Origin of the sequence: Rhodanobacter sp. B04, assembly GCF_002001125.1 — a bacterium.
In the GTDB taxonomy this organism is placed as follows: Bacteria; Pseudomonadota; Gammaproteobacteria; order Xanthomonadales; family Rhodanobacteraceae; genus Rhodanobacter.
Genome location: NZ_MUNV01000005.1, coordinates 465210 through 479062 on the forward strand (window position 1 = coordinate 465210; position 13853 = coordinate 479062).

General features: G+C 65.4%; 10 protein-coding genes. 7 read left to right on the plus strand and 3 right to left on the minus strand.

Features of this window, described 5'->3' with window-relative positions:
• The first annotated feature begins 49 nt into the window (after window positions 1-49).
• The 5 genes from B0E46_RS02020 to B0E46_RS02040 all read left to right on the plus strand — a co-directional run bounded on the left by B0E46_RS02020 (window position 50) and on the right by B0E46_RS02040 (window position 7148).
• On the plus strand, window positions 50-940 hold the full coding sequence (locus B0E46_RS02020; protein ID WP_077554005.1) for a CPBP family intramembrane glutamic endopeptidase: 891 nt from the start codon (window positions 50-52) through the stop codon (window positions 938-940).
• A gap of 143 nt (window positions 941-1083) precedes the next feature.
• On the plus strand, window positions 1084-4722 hold the full coding sequence (locus B0E46_RS02025) for a response regulator (RefSeq protein ID WP_077554006.1): 3639 nt from the start codon (window positions 1084-1086) through the stop codon (window positions 4720-4722).
• 5 nt (window positions 4723-4727) lie between these two features.
• Window positions 4728-5597 carry a protein-glutamate O-methyltransferase CheR gene (locus tag B0E46_RS02030; RefSeq protein WP_254425007.1) on the plus strand — a complete coding sequence of 290 codons (870 nt, stop codon included), beginning with the start codon at window positions 4728-4730 and terminating at the stop codon, window positions 5595-5597.
• Window positions 5584-6150, plus strand: coding sequence for a chemotaxis protein CheB (locus B0E46_RS02035; protein ID WP_077554007.1), 567 nt, complete (start codon window positions 5584-5586; stop codon window positions 6148-6150). The genes B0E46_RS02030 and B0E46_RS02035 overlap by 14 nt, the downstream gene beginning before the upstream one ends.
• A 5-nt stretch (window positions 6151-6155) precedes the next feature.
• Window positions 6156-7148 (plus strand): diguanylate cyclase, encoded by a 993-nt coding sequence (locus B0E46_RS02040; protein WP_077554008.1) that lies wholly within the window; start codon window positions 6156-6158, stop codon window positions 7146-7148.
• Between the two features lie 43 nt (window positions 7149-7191).
• Here the strand turns inward: B0E46_RS02040 and B0E46_RS02045 are convergent, their stop codons facing one another.
• The 3 genes from B0E46_RS02045 to B0E46_RS02055 all read right to left on the minus strand — a co-directional run bounded on the left by B0E46_RS02045 (window position 7192) and on the right by B0E46_RS02055 (window position 11157).
• The gene (locus tag B0E46_RS02045) at window positions 7192-7665 is read right to left on the minus strand and encodes a hotdog fold domain-containing protein (RefSeq protein WP_077554009.1); all 474 of its coding nucleotides are present in this window, start codon (window positions 7663-7665) and stop codon (window positions 7192-7194) included.
• Window positions 7666-7760: 95 nt separating this feature from the next.
• Window positions 7761-10229: an acyl-CoA dehydrogenase gene (locus tag B0E46_RS02050; protein WP_077554168.1), complete on the minus strand. Its 2469-nt coding sequence runs from the start codon at window positions 10227-10229 to the stop codon at window positions 7761-7763.
• A 13-nt stretch (window positions 10230-10242) separates the two neighbouring features.
• Window positions 10243-11157, minus strand: a complete 915-nt coding sequence (locus tag B0E46_RS02055) for an alpha/beta hydrolase (RefSeq protein ID WP_077554010.1) — start codon at window positions 11155-11157, stop codon at window positions 10243-10245.
• Between the two features lie 141 nt (window positions 11158-11298).
• Between B0E46_RS02055 and B0E46_RS02060 the strand changes: the two genes are divergently transcribed.
• Together B0E46_RS02060 and B0E46_RS02065 are read left to right on the plus strand one after the other, a co-directional pair.
• Complete coding sequence (locus tag B0E46_RS02060; protein WP_077554011.1) at window positions 11299-11877, plus strand: TetR/AcrR family transcriptional regulator; 579 nt, start codon at window positions 11299-11301, stop codon at window positions 11875-11877.
• Window positions 11878-12003: 126 nt separating this feature from the next.
• Entirely contained in the window at window positions 12004-13803 is a 1800-nt protein-coding gene (locus B0E46_RS02065) for a phosphoenolpyruvate carboxykinase (GTP) (protein WP_077554012.1), read from the plus strand.
• Window positions 13804-13853: the final 50 nt, after the last annotated feature.

Genomic DNA, 13853 nt, shown 5'->3' on the forward strand with positions numbered 1-13853 from the left:
CTTCGCACCCGCTAGGCTTTGCAGCACTTCACCCAGGGGAATTGCACGCATGAACTCGACGCCGTCGCTCGCCTACGCCTCGCCGGCCACGGTGCCAGCCTGGAAGCGCTGGCTGGTGTGCTCGCCGCTGGCGCGCATCGTGATCTTCATGGCGGTATTCATCGTGGTGAACCGGTCGGCCTCGGCGCTCATGCACGTGCTCACGCAAGGCATGGCCAAGACGCCGATGACCTCGGCACTGGCCTACCTTGCGGTCTTCGTGCTGCCGGCGATCGTCACCTACGTGTTCCTGGTCTGCATCGTCGAGCGCCGCAGACCGGCGGAACTGGCACTGCGGCGCTGGCCCGACGCACTCGGCGGCCTACTGGCGGGCGGCTTGCTGTTCAGTACGGTAGTGGGCGTGCTCTGGCTGCTTGGCAGCTATCACGTCACCGGCTTCAATGCGCACGCCGACTGGCTGCCGGCCCTGCTGGTCGCCGGCATCGGCGCCGGCATCGGCGAGGAGATTCTGTTCCGTGGCGTGCTGTTTCGCATCGTCGAGGAAGGTCTGGGCACCTGGGCGGCATTGCTGGTCTCGGCGCTGTTCTTCGGCTTCGCTCACGCAAGCAATCCGGGCGCCACCTGGTGGAGTTCGATGGCGATTGCGATCGAGGCCGGCCTGCTGTTCGGCCTGCTGTATCACCTGACCCGCTCACTGCCGGCCTGCATGGGCCTGCACGCGGCCTGGAACTTCTGCCAGGGTACGGTCTACGGCATCCCGGTCTCGGGCATGAAAGTCGACGGCTGGCTGGTCTCCACCCGCACCGGACCGGACTGGCTGAGCGGTGGCGCGTTCGGCGCTGAGGCCTCGGTCGTCGCGCTGGGCCTGTGCTCGCTGTGCTCGCTCGCCTTGCTCGCTGCGGCGGTGCGGCGCGGCTCGACGGTGCCTTACCGGCGCTGACAGTCCCCTCATTGCGGTAGCGTGGCCGACCCGCCGCAAAACAGCATCTTTGGTTCGATCGCCGCACCGGCTACCCTGTCGATGGCACGATGGCTGTTCCAGCCATCGTGTGACAGGTCGCCCACGAACCGCGATGGCCCGCCATGCATCCGACTCAATCGAAATTCTCCTGGCTGGCCGACCAGCCGCTGCAGCGCAAGATCATCTACGCGGTCGTGTTGCTGCTCGGCCTGTTCCTGCTGACCAGCGTGGTGACCCTGCACTCGCTGCGCCGGCAGGAAACCAATCGCTATTGGACGGTCCACACCTACCAGGTTCTGCTCGAACTGGACCAGGTGCTGCATACCCTGCAGACCAGCCAGCTTGGCGCGCGCGGCTACATGCTGACCCAGCGTGCGGACCAGCGCGCGATGTTCGAGAGCGGCGCAAGCGGCCTGCACGACCGCATTGCCCAGTTGCGCAAGCTCATGGCGGACAACCCGCTGCAGCAATCGCGCATCGATAACCTGGAGACACTGGCCGCGCAATGGCAGCGCGAAGTCACGGTGAATGCGATCGACGCGATGGCCCGCGTGAAGACTGCCGACCCCGTGGCGATGGCGCTGGAATTCCAGCGCATCCAGTCGAACTATCTGGAACACCGCACGGTTCGCATCGAGGACCTGAACGATGCCGTCGAGCAGATGATCGGCGAGGAAAACCAGTTGCTGGTCGTGCGCAGCCGGGAGCTGAGCAGCACGCTCAACCAGACCCAGACCATCAATGCGATCGCCGCCCTGTTCGGCATCCTGCTCGGCATCGCGGTGATCGGCCTAACTTCACGCCTGATCACGCGACCACTGCGGCGCAAGGCCGACTTGATGGCCCGGCTGGCCAATCACGATCATGATTTCGAGATCGATCAACTCGACCGCCGCGACGAGATCGGCGAAATTGCCCGCGCCCTGCAGGTATTCAAACGCATGGTGATCGACACCGAGTTGCAAACCTGGATCAAGACCCAGGTCTCGGGTATTTCGCATTTGCTTCAGCAAGCCACCACCCACAAGGAATTCGCGCAGTGGCTGACCAGCGAGCTGGTGCCGCTGTTCGGGGCCGGGGTCGGCCTGTTCTATTCGTTCGACGATGCGCGGCGTCGGCTCGACCTGCTGGGCAGTTATGGCCTGCGCCTGAGCAACCGCACCGCCGAGCACTACCTGCCCGGCGAGGGTCTGGTGGGCCAGTGCGCGATCGAGCGCAAGCCGATCATGCTCGACGACGTGCCGGAGAATTACCTGCACATCGACTCCGGCAGCGGCGAGGCGCTGCCGCGCCACATCGCGATCCTGCCGGTGCTCTACCGCGACACGCTGATCGGCGTCCTGGAACTGGCCAGCTTTGCGGTATTCAGGCCGCAACAATTGCAGTTGCTGGAAGAACTGCTGCCGATCGTCGGGCTGGCGCTGGAGAACCTCAACCGCGCCATCAGCACACACGACCTGTTGCTGCAGACACAGGAGCAGGCCGATGAACTGCGCGTGTCGGAACTGGTGATGCGGCAGCAGAAAGAGGTGCTGCGCGACAACAACGAAGCCCTGCAAGCCAAGACGGCCGAGCTGGAGGAACAGTCCGAGCGGCTGGTCGCCTCCGAGGAGGAACTGCGCCTGCAGGCCGAGGAATTGCAGGCCTCCAACGAGGAATTGCGCGAAAAAACCGAGAGCCTCAACCGGCAGAAACACGTGCTGGAGGAACTGCAGCAGGAGACCGCGGACAAGGCCGACGAGCTGGCGCGGGCGAGCCAGTACAAGTCCGAGTTCCTCGCCAACATGTCGCACGAACTGCGCACGCCGCTGAACAGCCTGCTGATCCTTTCGCGCAGCCTGGCCGACAACGACAGCGGCAACCTCGACGAGGAGCAGATCGAATCGGCACAGATCATCCACGACGCCGGCACCAGCCTGCTGCACCTGATCAACGACATCCTCGACCTGTCCAAGATCGAGGCAGGCAAGATGGAACTGGTCATCGACGAACTGCCGCTGGCTGATCTGGAGCAACGGCTGAAGCGCACGTTTACCCACGTCGCCGAGGAAAAGGGCCTTGGCTTCACGCTGGATATCGAACCGGGCCTGCCTGCCGGCTTGCGCACCGACAGCGCCAAGCTCGAACAGATCGCCAACAACCTGCTCAGCAACGCCTTCAAATTCACCGCGCACGGCAGCGTCGCCGTGCGCATCGGCCGCCCCGGCAGCGAGGTCACGATCCCCGAGATGCTGCTCGGGCAGCCACTGCTCGCACTGACGGTCAGCGACACCGGCATCGGCATTCCAACCGACAAGTTCCAACGCATCTTCAACGCGTTCGAACAGGTGGACGCAGGCACCAGCCGCCAGTTTGGCGGCACCGGACTGGGCCTGGCGATCTCACGACGGATGGCCATGCTGCTGGGCGGCGACATTGCCCTGCACAGCGAGAGCGGCCATGGCAGCAGCTTCACCGTGCTGCTGCCCGAAACGCCGCCCGAGCAGCAGCGCGATACGCCCGAAAGGGCGGCGCCGGTCAGGCCGCAGCCACTGGCACGGCCATCGTCGTCCTACCTGCTGCGGGACAGCATCGACGACGACCGCAACTCCCTGCTGCCCGGCCAAACCACGATCCTGGTGATCGAGGACGATCCGGCCTTCGCGCGCATCCTGACCGACATGATCCATCGCAAGGGTTACCGCGCGCTGGCCGCCGCCGATGGCGAGGCAGGCCTGCAGCTGGCCCGCGAGTATCGCCCCACCGGCATCCTGCTGGATGTGATGCTGCCGGCCATGGACGGCTGGGCCGTGATGAACCAGCTCAAGGCCGACGCTGCCACGCGGGCCATTCCGGTGCATTTCATTTCGGCGACCGACGACGCCACCCGCGGACTCGAACTCGGCGCGGTCGGCTTCCTGACCAAACCGGTCAGCCGCGCCGCGATCGATACTGCGTTCAAGCGCCTGCTGCATTTCTCCGCAGGCCATCAGCGGCACCTGCTGATCGTCGACGATGAAGCCGACTCGCGCACCGCCGTGCGCAGCATGCTGCATGCCGAGGACGTGCTGATCGACGAGGCCGGCAGCGCCGAGGAAGCGCTGCAGAAAACCGCGCATACCCGCTACGACTGCATCGTGCTCGATCTTGGCCTGCCCGGCATGTCGGGGCTGGAGCTGCTTGAGCAGCTGTCGAAGGAGCCCGGCGGCGTACCTCCGGTCGTGGTGTACTCCGGCCGTGACCTGAGCAGCGAGGAGAATCTCCTGCTTCGCCATTACACCGACTCGATCGTGGTCAAGGGCGCGCGCTCGCCGGATCGCCTGCTCGACGAGGTCAGTCTGTTCCTGCACAGCATCCAGCACGCGCCACGCCGCGCCGGCAACAGCAAGCCATCATTGGCAGCCGAACTGACCGGCCGCAGGGTACTGCTGGTGGATGACGACATGCGCAATCTGTTCGCGCTGTCCAAGGTGCTGCGCGGCTGGGGCTTGGTGGTGAACATGGCGCAGGATGGTCAGAAAGCGCTCAAGGCGCTGGCGGATGACGAGGCACCGGAACTGGTGCTGATGGACATCATGATGCCGACGATGGATGGTTACGAAACGATCCGCGCGATCCGCGCGCAGTCACGCTTCGCCAAGCTTCCGATCATCGCGCTGACCGCCAAGGCGATGCGCGGCGACCGCGAGAAGTGCCTGGAAATGGGCGCCACCGACTACCTGTCCAAACCGATCGACATCGACAAGCTGTCGTCGATGATGCGTGTCTGGCTGCAACGCTGACTGTCGTGCCTGCACCGTTGCCCGACGCGGAACTGGAACAGATCGAACTGGACCTGTTCCTGCAGGCGCTCAAGCGCCGGCATGGCCATGATTTCAGCGAGTACGCACCCGCCTCGCTGACACGGCGGGTGCGCCAGCTGGTGCACACCCACCACTGCGGCAGCATCAGCGCGCTCACCGCACGCCTGCTGCACGAACCGGATTTCGTGCCCCTGGTGATCCAGGGCCTGTCGGTGCCGGTGTCGGAGATGTTCCGCGACCCGCCGGTGTTCCGCGCCCTGCGTCAGCATGTGCTGCCGGTACTGGCGTCGTATCCGCAGATCACCATCTGGCAGGCAGGCTGCGCACACGGGCAGGAGGTTTACTCGCTGGCCATCCTGCTGGAAGAGGCCGGGCTGTACGAGCGCAGCCATATCTTTGCGACCGACTTCAACGCCGATGCCCTGCAGCGGGCGCAGGAAGGCATCTACCCGGCACGGGATGCCCAGCTGTGGTCACGCAACTACCTGCTGGCCGGCGGCGGCCAGTCGCTGGCCAGCTATTACAGTGCCCGCTACGACTTCATCAAGTTGAACCAGCGGCTGCGCCGCCACATCACCTTCGCCAATCACAACCTGGTGACCGACAAGGTGTTCTGCGAGGCGCATCTGGTGTTGTGCCGCAATGTGCTGATCTATTTCTCCAATCCGCTGCAGAACCGTACGCTGGCACTGTTTCGCGACAGCCTGGTGCGCGGCGGCCATCTCTGCCTGGGCATGCGGGAATCGCTGGATTTCGCCCCGACGGCAGGCGATTTCACCGCCGTCGATGCCGCCCTGCGACTTTACCGGCGCAACAGTCAGCCAGCTCTGGAGGAACACGATGGAACGGCCTGAGGCTATCGTGATCGGCTGCTCAAAAGGTGGCTTCAACGCACTCAAGCTTTTGCTGGACGCGCTAGACCCGCAGCTGCCGCAGGCCGTGCTGGTGTGCTGCCATACCGCCAGCGGTGCCGGCGTGCTGGCTGGCCTGCTCGCCGCCCATTCGGCGCTGCCGGTGATCGAGGCAACCGAACGGCAGCCGGCCAGACCCGGCGTCGTGCATGTGGCCCCAGGCGGATATCACCTGTTGCTGGAACACGACCGGCACTTCGCGCTGTCGGTGGACGAACAGGTGTGTTTCTCGCGGCCGTCCATCGACGTGTTGTTCGACTCTGCAGCGGATACCTATCACGCGGCATTGATCGGCGTGGTGTTAACTGGTGCCAACCGCGACGGTGCCCATGGCCTGGCGCAGATCCGCGCCCATGGCGGCCTTGCGGTAGTACAGGAACCTGCCAGTGCCGAAGCGGCAGCGATGCCACAGGCCGCGCTGGATATCGCCGGCGCCGACTACTGCATGCCACTGGAACAGATTGCTCCGCTGCTCAACCGCCTCTGCCTGACATGAATGCCATGCTCCCGAAAATCCTGGTCGTCGACGATACGCACGCCAACCTGGTTGCGATGCGCCGCCTGCTTGCACAGAGTGGCGCGCAGATCTTCGAGGCGCGCAGCGGCAACGAAGCGCTGGCATTGTGCCTGGACCACCAGTTCGCGCTGATCCTGCTCGACGTCAACATGCCCGACATGGATGGCTTCGAGGTGGCCGCCCTGCTTGGCGAAGCCGAGCAGCTGCGCGAGACCCCGATCATCTTCGTCACCGCGGCGTATGCCGACGACCTGAACCGGCTCAAGGGGTACCGCTCGGGCGCCGTGGACTACATCGCCAAGCCGATCAACGACGCGATCCTGCAATCCAAGGTGCGCGTTTTCCTGGAGCTGTACGCGGCGCGTGCCGAGCTGCAGCAGACCATGGCCGAGCTGGCCGAGCGCAACCACCAGCTGACCCAGGAAATTGCCGAGCGCGAACTGATCGAGGCGATGGTCCGCCATCAGGCCAGCCACGACATGCTGACCGGCCTGCCCAACCGCATGCTGTTCCATGATCGGCTGCATGTCGCGATCCAGCGCGCGCAGCGCCACCATGATCGCTTCGCGCTGGCCTGCATCGACATCGACGGCTTCAAGAATGTCAACGACACCCATGGCCACCCGGCCGGCGATGCGCTGCTGCAGGAAATCGCCGCGCGGCTGTTGACCCATCTGCGCGGCAACGACACTGTGGCACGACTCGGTGGCGACGAGTTCGCACTGATCCTGGAGGACATCGAAGACCCGCAGCGGGCGCTGGAACTCTGCCAGAAGCTTTGCGTGGCGCTGGGCGAGCCCTACACGCTGCGTGTCAACGGCCGTTCGGTGAATGTCCGGATTGGCGCCAGCATCGGCATCGCGGCCTATCTGCCCAGTGAGCGGCCCGACGCCGACGAGCAGCTGATCCAGAACGCCGACCGCGCGATGTACGAAGCCAAGCGCGGCGGCAAGAATCGTTGCGTGCTGGCGAGCTGAACTTTTCTGCCCGGCAGATCACGGCGCAACACGGTCCACACGCTCAGGCGTGCCTGCGTGGCGACACCCACATCATGACGCGCGCGCGGAAAACCGCCTCGCCGGCGGCATCGGTGACTTGCACGTCGACCGGCCATTCATGACCATCCCCGGATGCGCTGGCCGCGATCGCAGGCGTGGCGACTCCACGCAAGCTGCCCACGGCCTTTTTCAGGTATTCGACCGTCATGCCCTTGGGAATCCAGCGCATTTCCGGCGGGATCGTCGCCTCGGTCATCACCCCGGCGCTGAGCTCGGCCAGGTTGCACAACGCGATCGCATGCACGGTGCCGATGTGGTTGTGCACGCGCCGCCGGTCGCGGATGCGCACTTCGCATCGGCCCGGCTCCAGCGCCACGAACCGCGGCGCGATGGTGGCGAAGTATGGCGCCTTGAGGCACACCAGCCGCGAGAAGATCCAGTGACCCGCCGGCCAGCGCGTGATGCGGCGGTACAGCGACAGCACAGACGCACTCATCCGCCATTCTCCCGGTAGCAGGTACTCAGACAGCCATCGGCCCGCGCCGGATGCCATGCGGAGACATTCAGCGCGGGCCGACTACGCGTTCGGAACTACGCAGCGTTGGCCAGCTTCTTCCCGTCCGCACGCGTCTTGAACGCGCGCAGTTCGTCGGGCTCGAAGTCGTCCACCGAGATGAACTCGAACACGCCTTCGCGCACGCGCTTGAGCAGCGCCGCCTCGATGGCATTGATCACGCCTGCCTGCTCGGCCTCGACCAGCTGGTCGAGGTAATCGTGCGACTTGAACTGACCGCTCTTCTGCGCCTTGGCGAACTTGCGGTCGACCGGCTCGGCGAGGATCACGTCCGGCAGCAGGGCGTGCATGCGACCTACCGTGTTGTTGGCCGTCGGCGTCAGGTACACCCATTCCAGCAGGCGGTCGCGCGCCTCGCTGGGCGCGGTGATCAACGCGGCAACCCGACGGCCCAGGCGATCGGACGGCGGCACTTCACGGCGACCGAACGGGAACACCAACGCGCGCAGCAGCCAGGACACCGGACGCACCGGAAAATTGCGGATCGCTCCGTCCAGTGCCATCTGCATATTCCATACGCATTCGTGGAATGCCCAGGCCAGCAACGGGCGATCCGCTTCCGGGCGGCCGGTATCCTCGTAACGCTTGAGCATGGCACTGGCGATGTACAAATAGCTCAACACGTCGCCGAGACGCGCGGACAGCTTCTCCTTGAACTTCAACTTGCCGCCGAGCACACCCATGAACACATCGGCGCACAGCGCCAGCGCAGCGGAATAACGATCGAGCTTGCGGTAATAACGACGCGTATAGGCATCGCCGGCAGCGTCGCCGATACGCGAGCCGGTAACGCCCATGGCGAAGCTGCGCACCGCGTTGGACAGGCCAAAACCGATGTGGCCGAACAGCAGGCGATCGAACGTCTTCAGCTGTTCGCCGCGATCGGTGATCGCCAACGTCTGCATTTCCTTCAGCACGTATGGATGGCAGCGGATCGCACCCTGACCGAAGATCATCAGGCTGCGCGTCATGATGTTGGCGCCCTCCACCGTGATCGCGATCGGCACGCCTTCCCAGGCGCGGCCGGCGTAGTTCTTCGGACCAAGCTGCACCGCCTTGCCGCCGAGCACGTCCATCGCGTCGCCAGCGATGCGCCGGCCCCACTCGGTGGCATGGTACTTGGCGATCGCCGACGGCACCGCCGGCTTCTCGCCGCGATCAACCGCGGCGGCAGTAGCACGCGACAGCGCGGCGGTGGCGTAGGTCAGCCCGCCGATGCGCGCCAGCGCCTCTTCCACGCCCTCGAAGCGTGCGATCGCCAAACCGAACTGCTTGCGCATGCGCGCATACGCTCCGACCGAGGCGACGGCGGCACGCACACCGCCAGTGGCGTTGGACGGCAGCGAAATCGCGCGTCCCACCGACAGGCACTCGACCAGCATGCGCCAGCCGTGGCCGGCCATGTGAGGGCCGCCGATCAGCGTGGACAGCGGCACGAACATGTCCTTGCCATGGATCGGACCGTTCTGGAACGGCACGTTCAGCGGGAAGTGGCGACGGCCGATCTGCAGGCCCGGCGTCGCGCGCGGCAGCAGCGCCAGCGTGATGCCGAGATCTTCCTTCTCGCCGAGCAGGTGCTCGGGGTCATACATGCGGAAGGCCAGGCCCACCACGGTCGCGACCGGCGCCAGCGTGATGTAGCGCTTGTCGAAGGTGAGCTTGATGCCGACCGTCTCGACGCCATCGACGACCTGCTTGCAGACGATGCCGAAGTCGGGAATCGAGGTGGCATCGGAACCGGCATACGGACCGGTCAGCGCGAAACAGGGGATTTCCTCGCCCACCGCCAGCCGTGGCAGGTAGTGATTCTTCTGCTCGTCGCTACCGTAGTGCAGCAGCAGCTCGGCCGGCCCGAGCGAGTTCGGCACCGCGACGGTCGAGGCCACCGTGGCCGACATCGTCGCCAGCTTCTGCAGCACCGCCGAGTGCGCCAGCGCGGAGAACTGCAGGCCGCCGTACTGCTTCGGGATGATCATGCCGAAGAAACGGTTTTTCTTGATGAACTCCCACACGTTCGGCGGCAGGTCGGCCAGTTCGTGGGTGATCTGCCAGTCGTCGATCATCCCGCACAGTTCTTCCACCGGGCCGTCGAGGAAAGCCTGCTCCTCCACGCTCAGCTCGGGCTTGGGCTGCTTCAGCAATTCGTGCCAGTCCGGCTTGCCGGAGAACAGCTCGCCCTCGAAACCGACGGTGCCCGCTTCCAGTGCGGTCTGCTCGGTCTCGGACAGCTTCGGCGTGACCTTGGCGAACAGTTTCAGCAGCGGCGCGCTGATCTGCCGGCGTCGAAAATCCACCATCAGCAGCGGCACCGCGATCACGGCCTCGATGATCAGCAGGATCACCGTCGTCCATGGCGCATGCACGATCAGGCCGACCACCAGCGTGACGACGGTCGTGGCGATCGCCCAGGTACGCAGGCTGCTGCGGTGGTAGGCGCAGGCACCGGTGGCAATCAAGGCCGCCAGCAGGGTCAGTATCACGGACATCTTCAGTACCTCATCACGGTTGAGCAGCACCGGCACAGGGCCGGGCCTCGGGTTGATCCAGACTCTGCACGAAACGGACGACTTCGCGCGTGAATGCGTCATTCGCGTCGCCCGCCACCATGTGGGTGGCATGCGGCAGTTCCACATGCCGGGCATGCGGCACCAGTTGCAGGAATTCGTCGACCGTGCTGCGCGACACCACGTCGCTGCGCGCCCCCGAAAGCAGCAGCACCGGCACGTCGATCTTCACCGCGGCGGCCTGCAGGCGCGGCTGGTAACGCTCGCTCTCCTGCACGAGGTCGCCGGCCAGCAGGGCCGGATCCCAGTGCCAGCGCAGCCGGCCGTCGGCGCCTTCGCGCAGCAGCGGGCGCAATTGCTCCTCGCTCTTGCGCTCGCGTCGCTGCGGCAGGTACGCGGCGATCTGTTCGGCCGCCTCGGCATAGTCGGCAAAACCGTCCGGATGCGCCTGCATGAAGGCCAGGATGCGTTCCACCCCGGCGGTTTCCCAGCGCGGCGTGATGTCGACCAGCACCAGCGCACGGAATGGCGACGGATGCATCTCGCCTGCAGTCACGATCCCGAGCAGGCCGCCCATCGAGGCACCCACCAGGATCGGCGGTTGCGGCTGGGCCGCGGCCAGCCGCAACAGGTCGTCGGCGAACTGGTTCATGTGATACCCACGTCGAGGGTCCGCGCCGTCGACCAAGCGATCACTTTCACCATGGCCGCGGCTGTCGAACGTCACGCAGCGGCAACCCGCGGCCGCCAGCGCCGCCGCCACGTCATTCCACGCACCGCGGGTCTGGCCGAAACCATGCGCAAACAACAGCGTCGGCCGGCCGGCCGGATGGTGCGTTTCCACCGCCAGCAGCAGATCCGCCACCGGAAAGCGCTCGAGCACGGCCAGGTTGTCGACAAGGTTTACCATACGGATGAGTATGGATCGCTCCGGCAAGCGTCGTCAATACTTGCGCGCGATGAGCCACCGATCGATGCCGAAAATCCATTCATTTCAGACACCTTGCACCCCGCAGATTACAAACCGGCGGGGTATCGCTACCATACGTGGATGAATGTCAGCAGCAAGCCAGAACGTACCCGCCTGTCCGCCGAGGACTGGGAACTCGCCGCCCTGCACTTGATCGCCGAACAGGGCGTCGGCGCCCTGGCCGTGGAGGCACTGGCACGCCAGCTAGGCGTCACCAAGGGCAGTTTCTACTGGCATTTCCGTACCCGCGAAGCCCTGTTGCAAGCGGCGCTGGAGCGCTGGGAGCAATACGGCGAGCGTGAAGTGCTCGGCCAGATCGAGCAGATCGCCGACCCGCGCAAGCGCCTGCCCGAGCTGTTCCGCCGGGTCGCACACGAGCTGCAGCCGCATCGCGTGTATGCCGCCCTGCTGAAAGCACTGGATCACCCGCAAGTGGTGCCCGTGATGGCGCGTGTCTCGCAACGACGGATGGAGTTCCTGACCACCGCCTATCGCGAAGCCGGCCTGCCGGCCCCCGAGGCGCTCAACCGTGCGCGGCTGACCTATGCCGCCTACGTCGGCTTCCTGCAGCTGAACTTCACGCTGGGCCTGCCGCGGATCAACCACGAGGAATTCGACGCCTACGTCGAACACATGATCGCGACCTTGATTCCGGTCTGATATGCCTCGCAGCATGCCCGCACGGCGCCGTCTGGCGCCGTTTTTGTTGCATGGAACCTTGCAATACCAGTTCACGCAAACTACCGTTTCGGTTCCTTTTTTTCCTAAGACCTTATGAGGGACACGATGGCGAGCAAGCTGGCAGCACTCGAGCACTGGGTGAACGAGGTGGCGGCACTGACCCGCCCCGCGAAGATTCACTGGTGCGACGGCTCCGATGCGGAATACCGGCTGCTCGTGCAGCAGATGCTGGCCGATGGCACCCTGATCGAGCTGAACCAGCAGACCCACCCCGGCTGCTACCTGCATCGCTCCCATCCCACCGACGTGGCCCGCGTCGAGCACCTCACCCTGGTCTGCCATCCGCAGCAGGAAGACGCCGGCCCGAACAACCACTGGATGGATCCGGTCGAGGCGCACGCGAAGATCGACGCGCTGTTCGACGGCAGCATGGAAGGCCGCACCATGTACGTGATCCCGTACTGCATGGGGCCGATCGATTCTCCGCTGGCCCGCTGCGGCGTGGAGATCACCGACAGCGCGTACGTGGTCGCCAACATGAAGATCATGACCCGCATGGGTGCCGCCGCGCAGGCGCGGATCGAGCGCGAGGGACTGCTCTCGAACGGGATGTTCATCAAGGGCCTGCATTGCACCGGCGAACTGGATCCGGAGCGCCGCTTCATCATGCACTTCCCGGACGAGCTGTCGATCAAGTCCTACGGCTCCGGCTATGGCGGCAACGCCCTGCTGGGCAAGAAGTGCCACGCGCTGCGCATCGCCAGCCACCAGGCCCGCAGCGAAGGTTGGCTGGCCGAACACATGCTGATCGTCGGCATCGAGAACCCGCAGGGCGAGACGCATTACATCGCCGCGGCCTTCCCGTCCGCCTGCGGCAAGACCAACCTCGCCATGCTGATCCCACCGGAAGGTTATCGCCGCGATGGCTGGAAGGTATGGACCGTGGGCGACGACATCTGCTGGATGCGCCCCGGCGCAGATGGACGTCTGTATGCGATCAACCCCGAGGCCGGCTTCTTCGGCGTGGCGCCGGGCACCAGCCATGCGACCAATCCGAATGCGCTGAAGAGCATCGCGCACGACACCATCTTCACCAACGTCGCCGTCACCGCCGACAACCAGCCATGGTGGGAAGGCCTGCCCGGCACGCCGGTCACCGACTGGCAGGGGCGCCCATACGATCCGGCCAACGGCCCGGCGGCGCACCCCAACTCGCGCTTCACGGTCAGCGCAAGGCAATGCCCGACCTGGTCGGAGCAGGCCGAGGCAGCGCAGGGCGTACCGATCAGCGCCATCGTGTTCGGTGGTCGCCGCCCCTCGCTGCTGCCGCTGGTGATGGAAGCGCGCGACTGGACCCACGGCGTGCTGATGGGCGCCGCGATGGGCTCGGAAACCACGGCTGCCGCCACCGGCGCGGTCGGTGTGCTGCGTCGCGACTCGATGGCGATGAAGCCGTTCTGCGGCTATCACTACGGCGACTATTTCGCGCACTGGCTGTCGCTCGACCAACCCGGTGCCAAGCTGCCGAAGATCTTCCACGTCAACTGGTTCCGCAAGGGCGCGGACGGCAAGTTCCTGTGGCCTGGCTTTGGCGACAACCTGCGCGTGCTGGAATGGATGATCAACCGCGTCGAGGAGCGCGTCGATGGCGTCGAAACACCGATCGGCATCCTGCCGGACACCGGCGAACTGAAGCTGGACGGACTCGCGCTCGAGCGCGACCGGCTCGACGAACTGCTCGACGTGGACCATGCCGGCTGGCAGCTCGAACTGGCCGCGATCGGCGAATACCTGGACAGCTTCGGAACACGCCTGCCGGCGCATTTGCGTCGTGAACAACAGCGCGTGGCCAGCGCGCTCGCTGCAGCCGCCGGTCAGCCCAGGCGGGAAGCCGCAGCCTCCTGAGCGGGCGCCCACACAGGCCGGTCCGCACGACCGGTCTGTGCAGGCGTGAT

Coding starts and splice junctions, on each gene's coding strand:
- B0E46_RS02020 (WP_077554005.1), top strand. CDS start 50: ATGAACTCGACGCCGTCGCTCGCCTACGCCTCGCCGGCCACGGTGCCA.
- B0E46_RS02025 (WP_077554006.1), top strand. CDS start 1,084: ATGCATCCGACTCAATCGAAATTCTCCTGGCTGGCCGACCAGCCGCTG.
- B0E46_RS02035 (WP_077554007.1), top strand. CDS start 5,584: ATGGAACGGCCTGAGGCTATCGTGATCGGCTGCTCAAAAGGTGGCTTC.
- B0E46_RS02040 (WP_077554008.1), top strand. CDS start 6,156: ATGCTCCCGAAAATCCTGGTCGTCGACGATACGCACGCCAACCTGGTT.
- B0E46_RS02045 (WP_077554009.1), bottom strand. CDS start 7,665: ATGAGTGCGTCTGTGCTGTCGCTGTACCGCCGCATCACGCGCTGGCCG.
- B0E46_RS02050 (WP_077554168.1), bottom strand. CDS start 10,229: ATGTCCGTGATACTGACCCTGCTGGCGGCCTTGATTGCCACCGGTGCC.
- B0E46_RS02055 (WP_077554010.1), bottom strand. CDS start 11,157: ATGGTAAACCTTGTCGACAACCTGGCCGTGCTCGAGCGCTTTCCGGTG.
- B0E46_RS02060 (WP_077554011.1), top strand. CDS start 11,299: ATGAATGTCAGCAGCAAGCCAGAACGTACCCGCCTGTCCGCCGAGGAC.
- B0E46_RS02065 (WP_077554012.1), top strand. CDS start 12,004: ATGGCGAGCAAGCTGGCAGCACTCGAGCACTGGGTGAACGAGGTGGCG.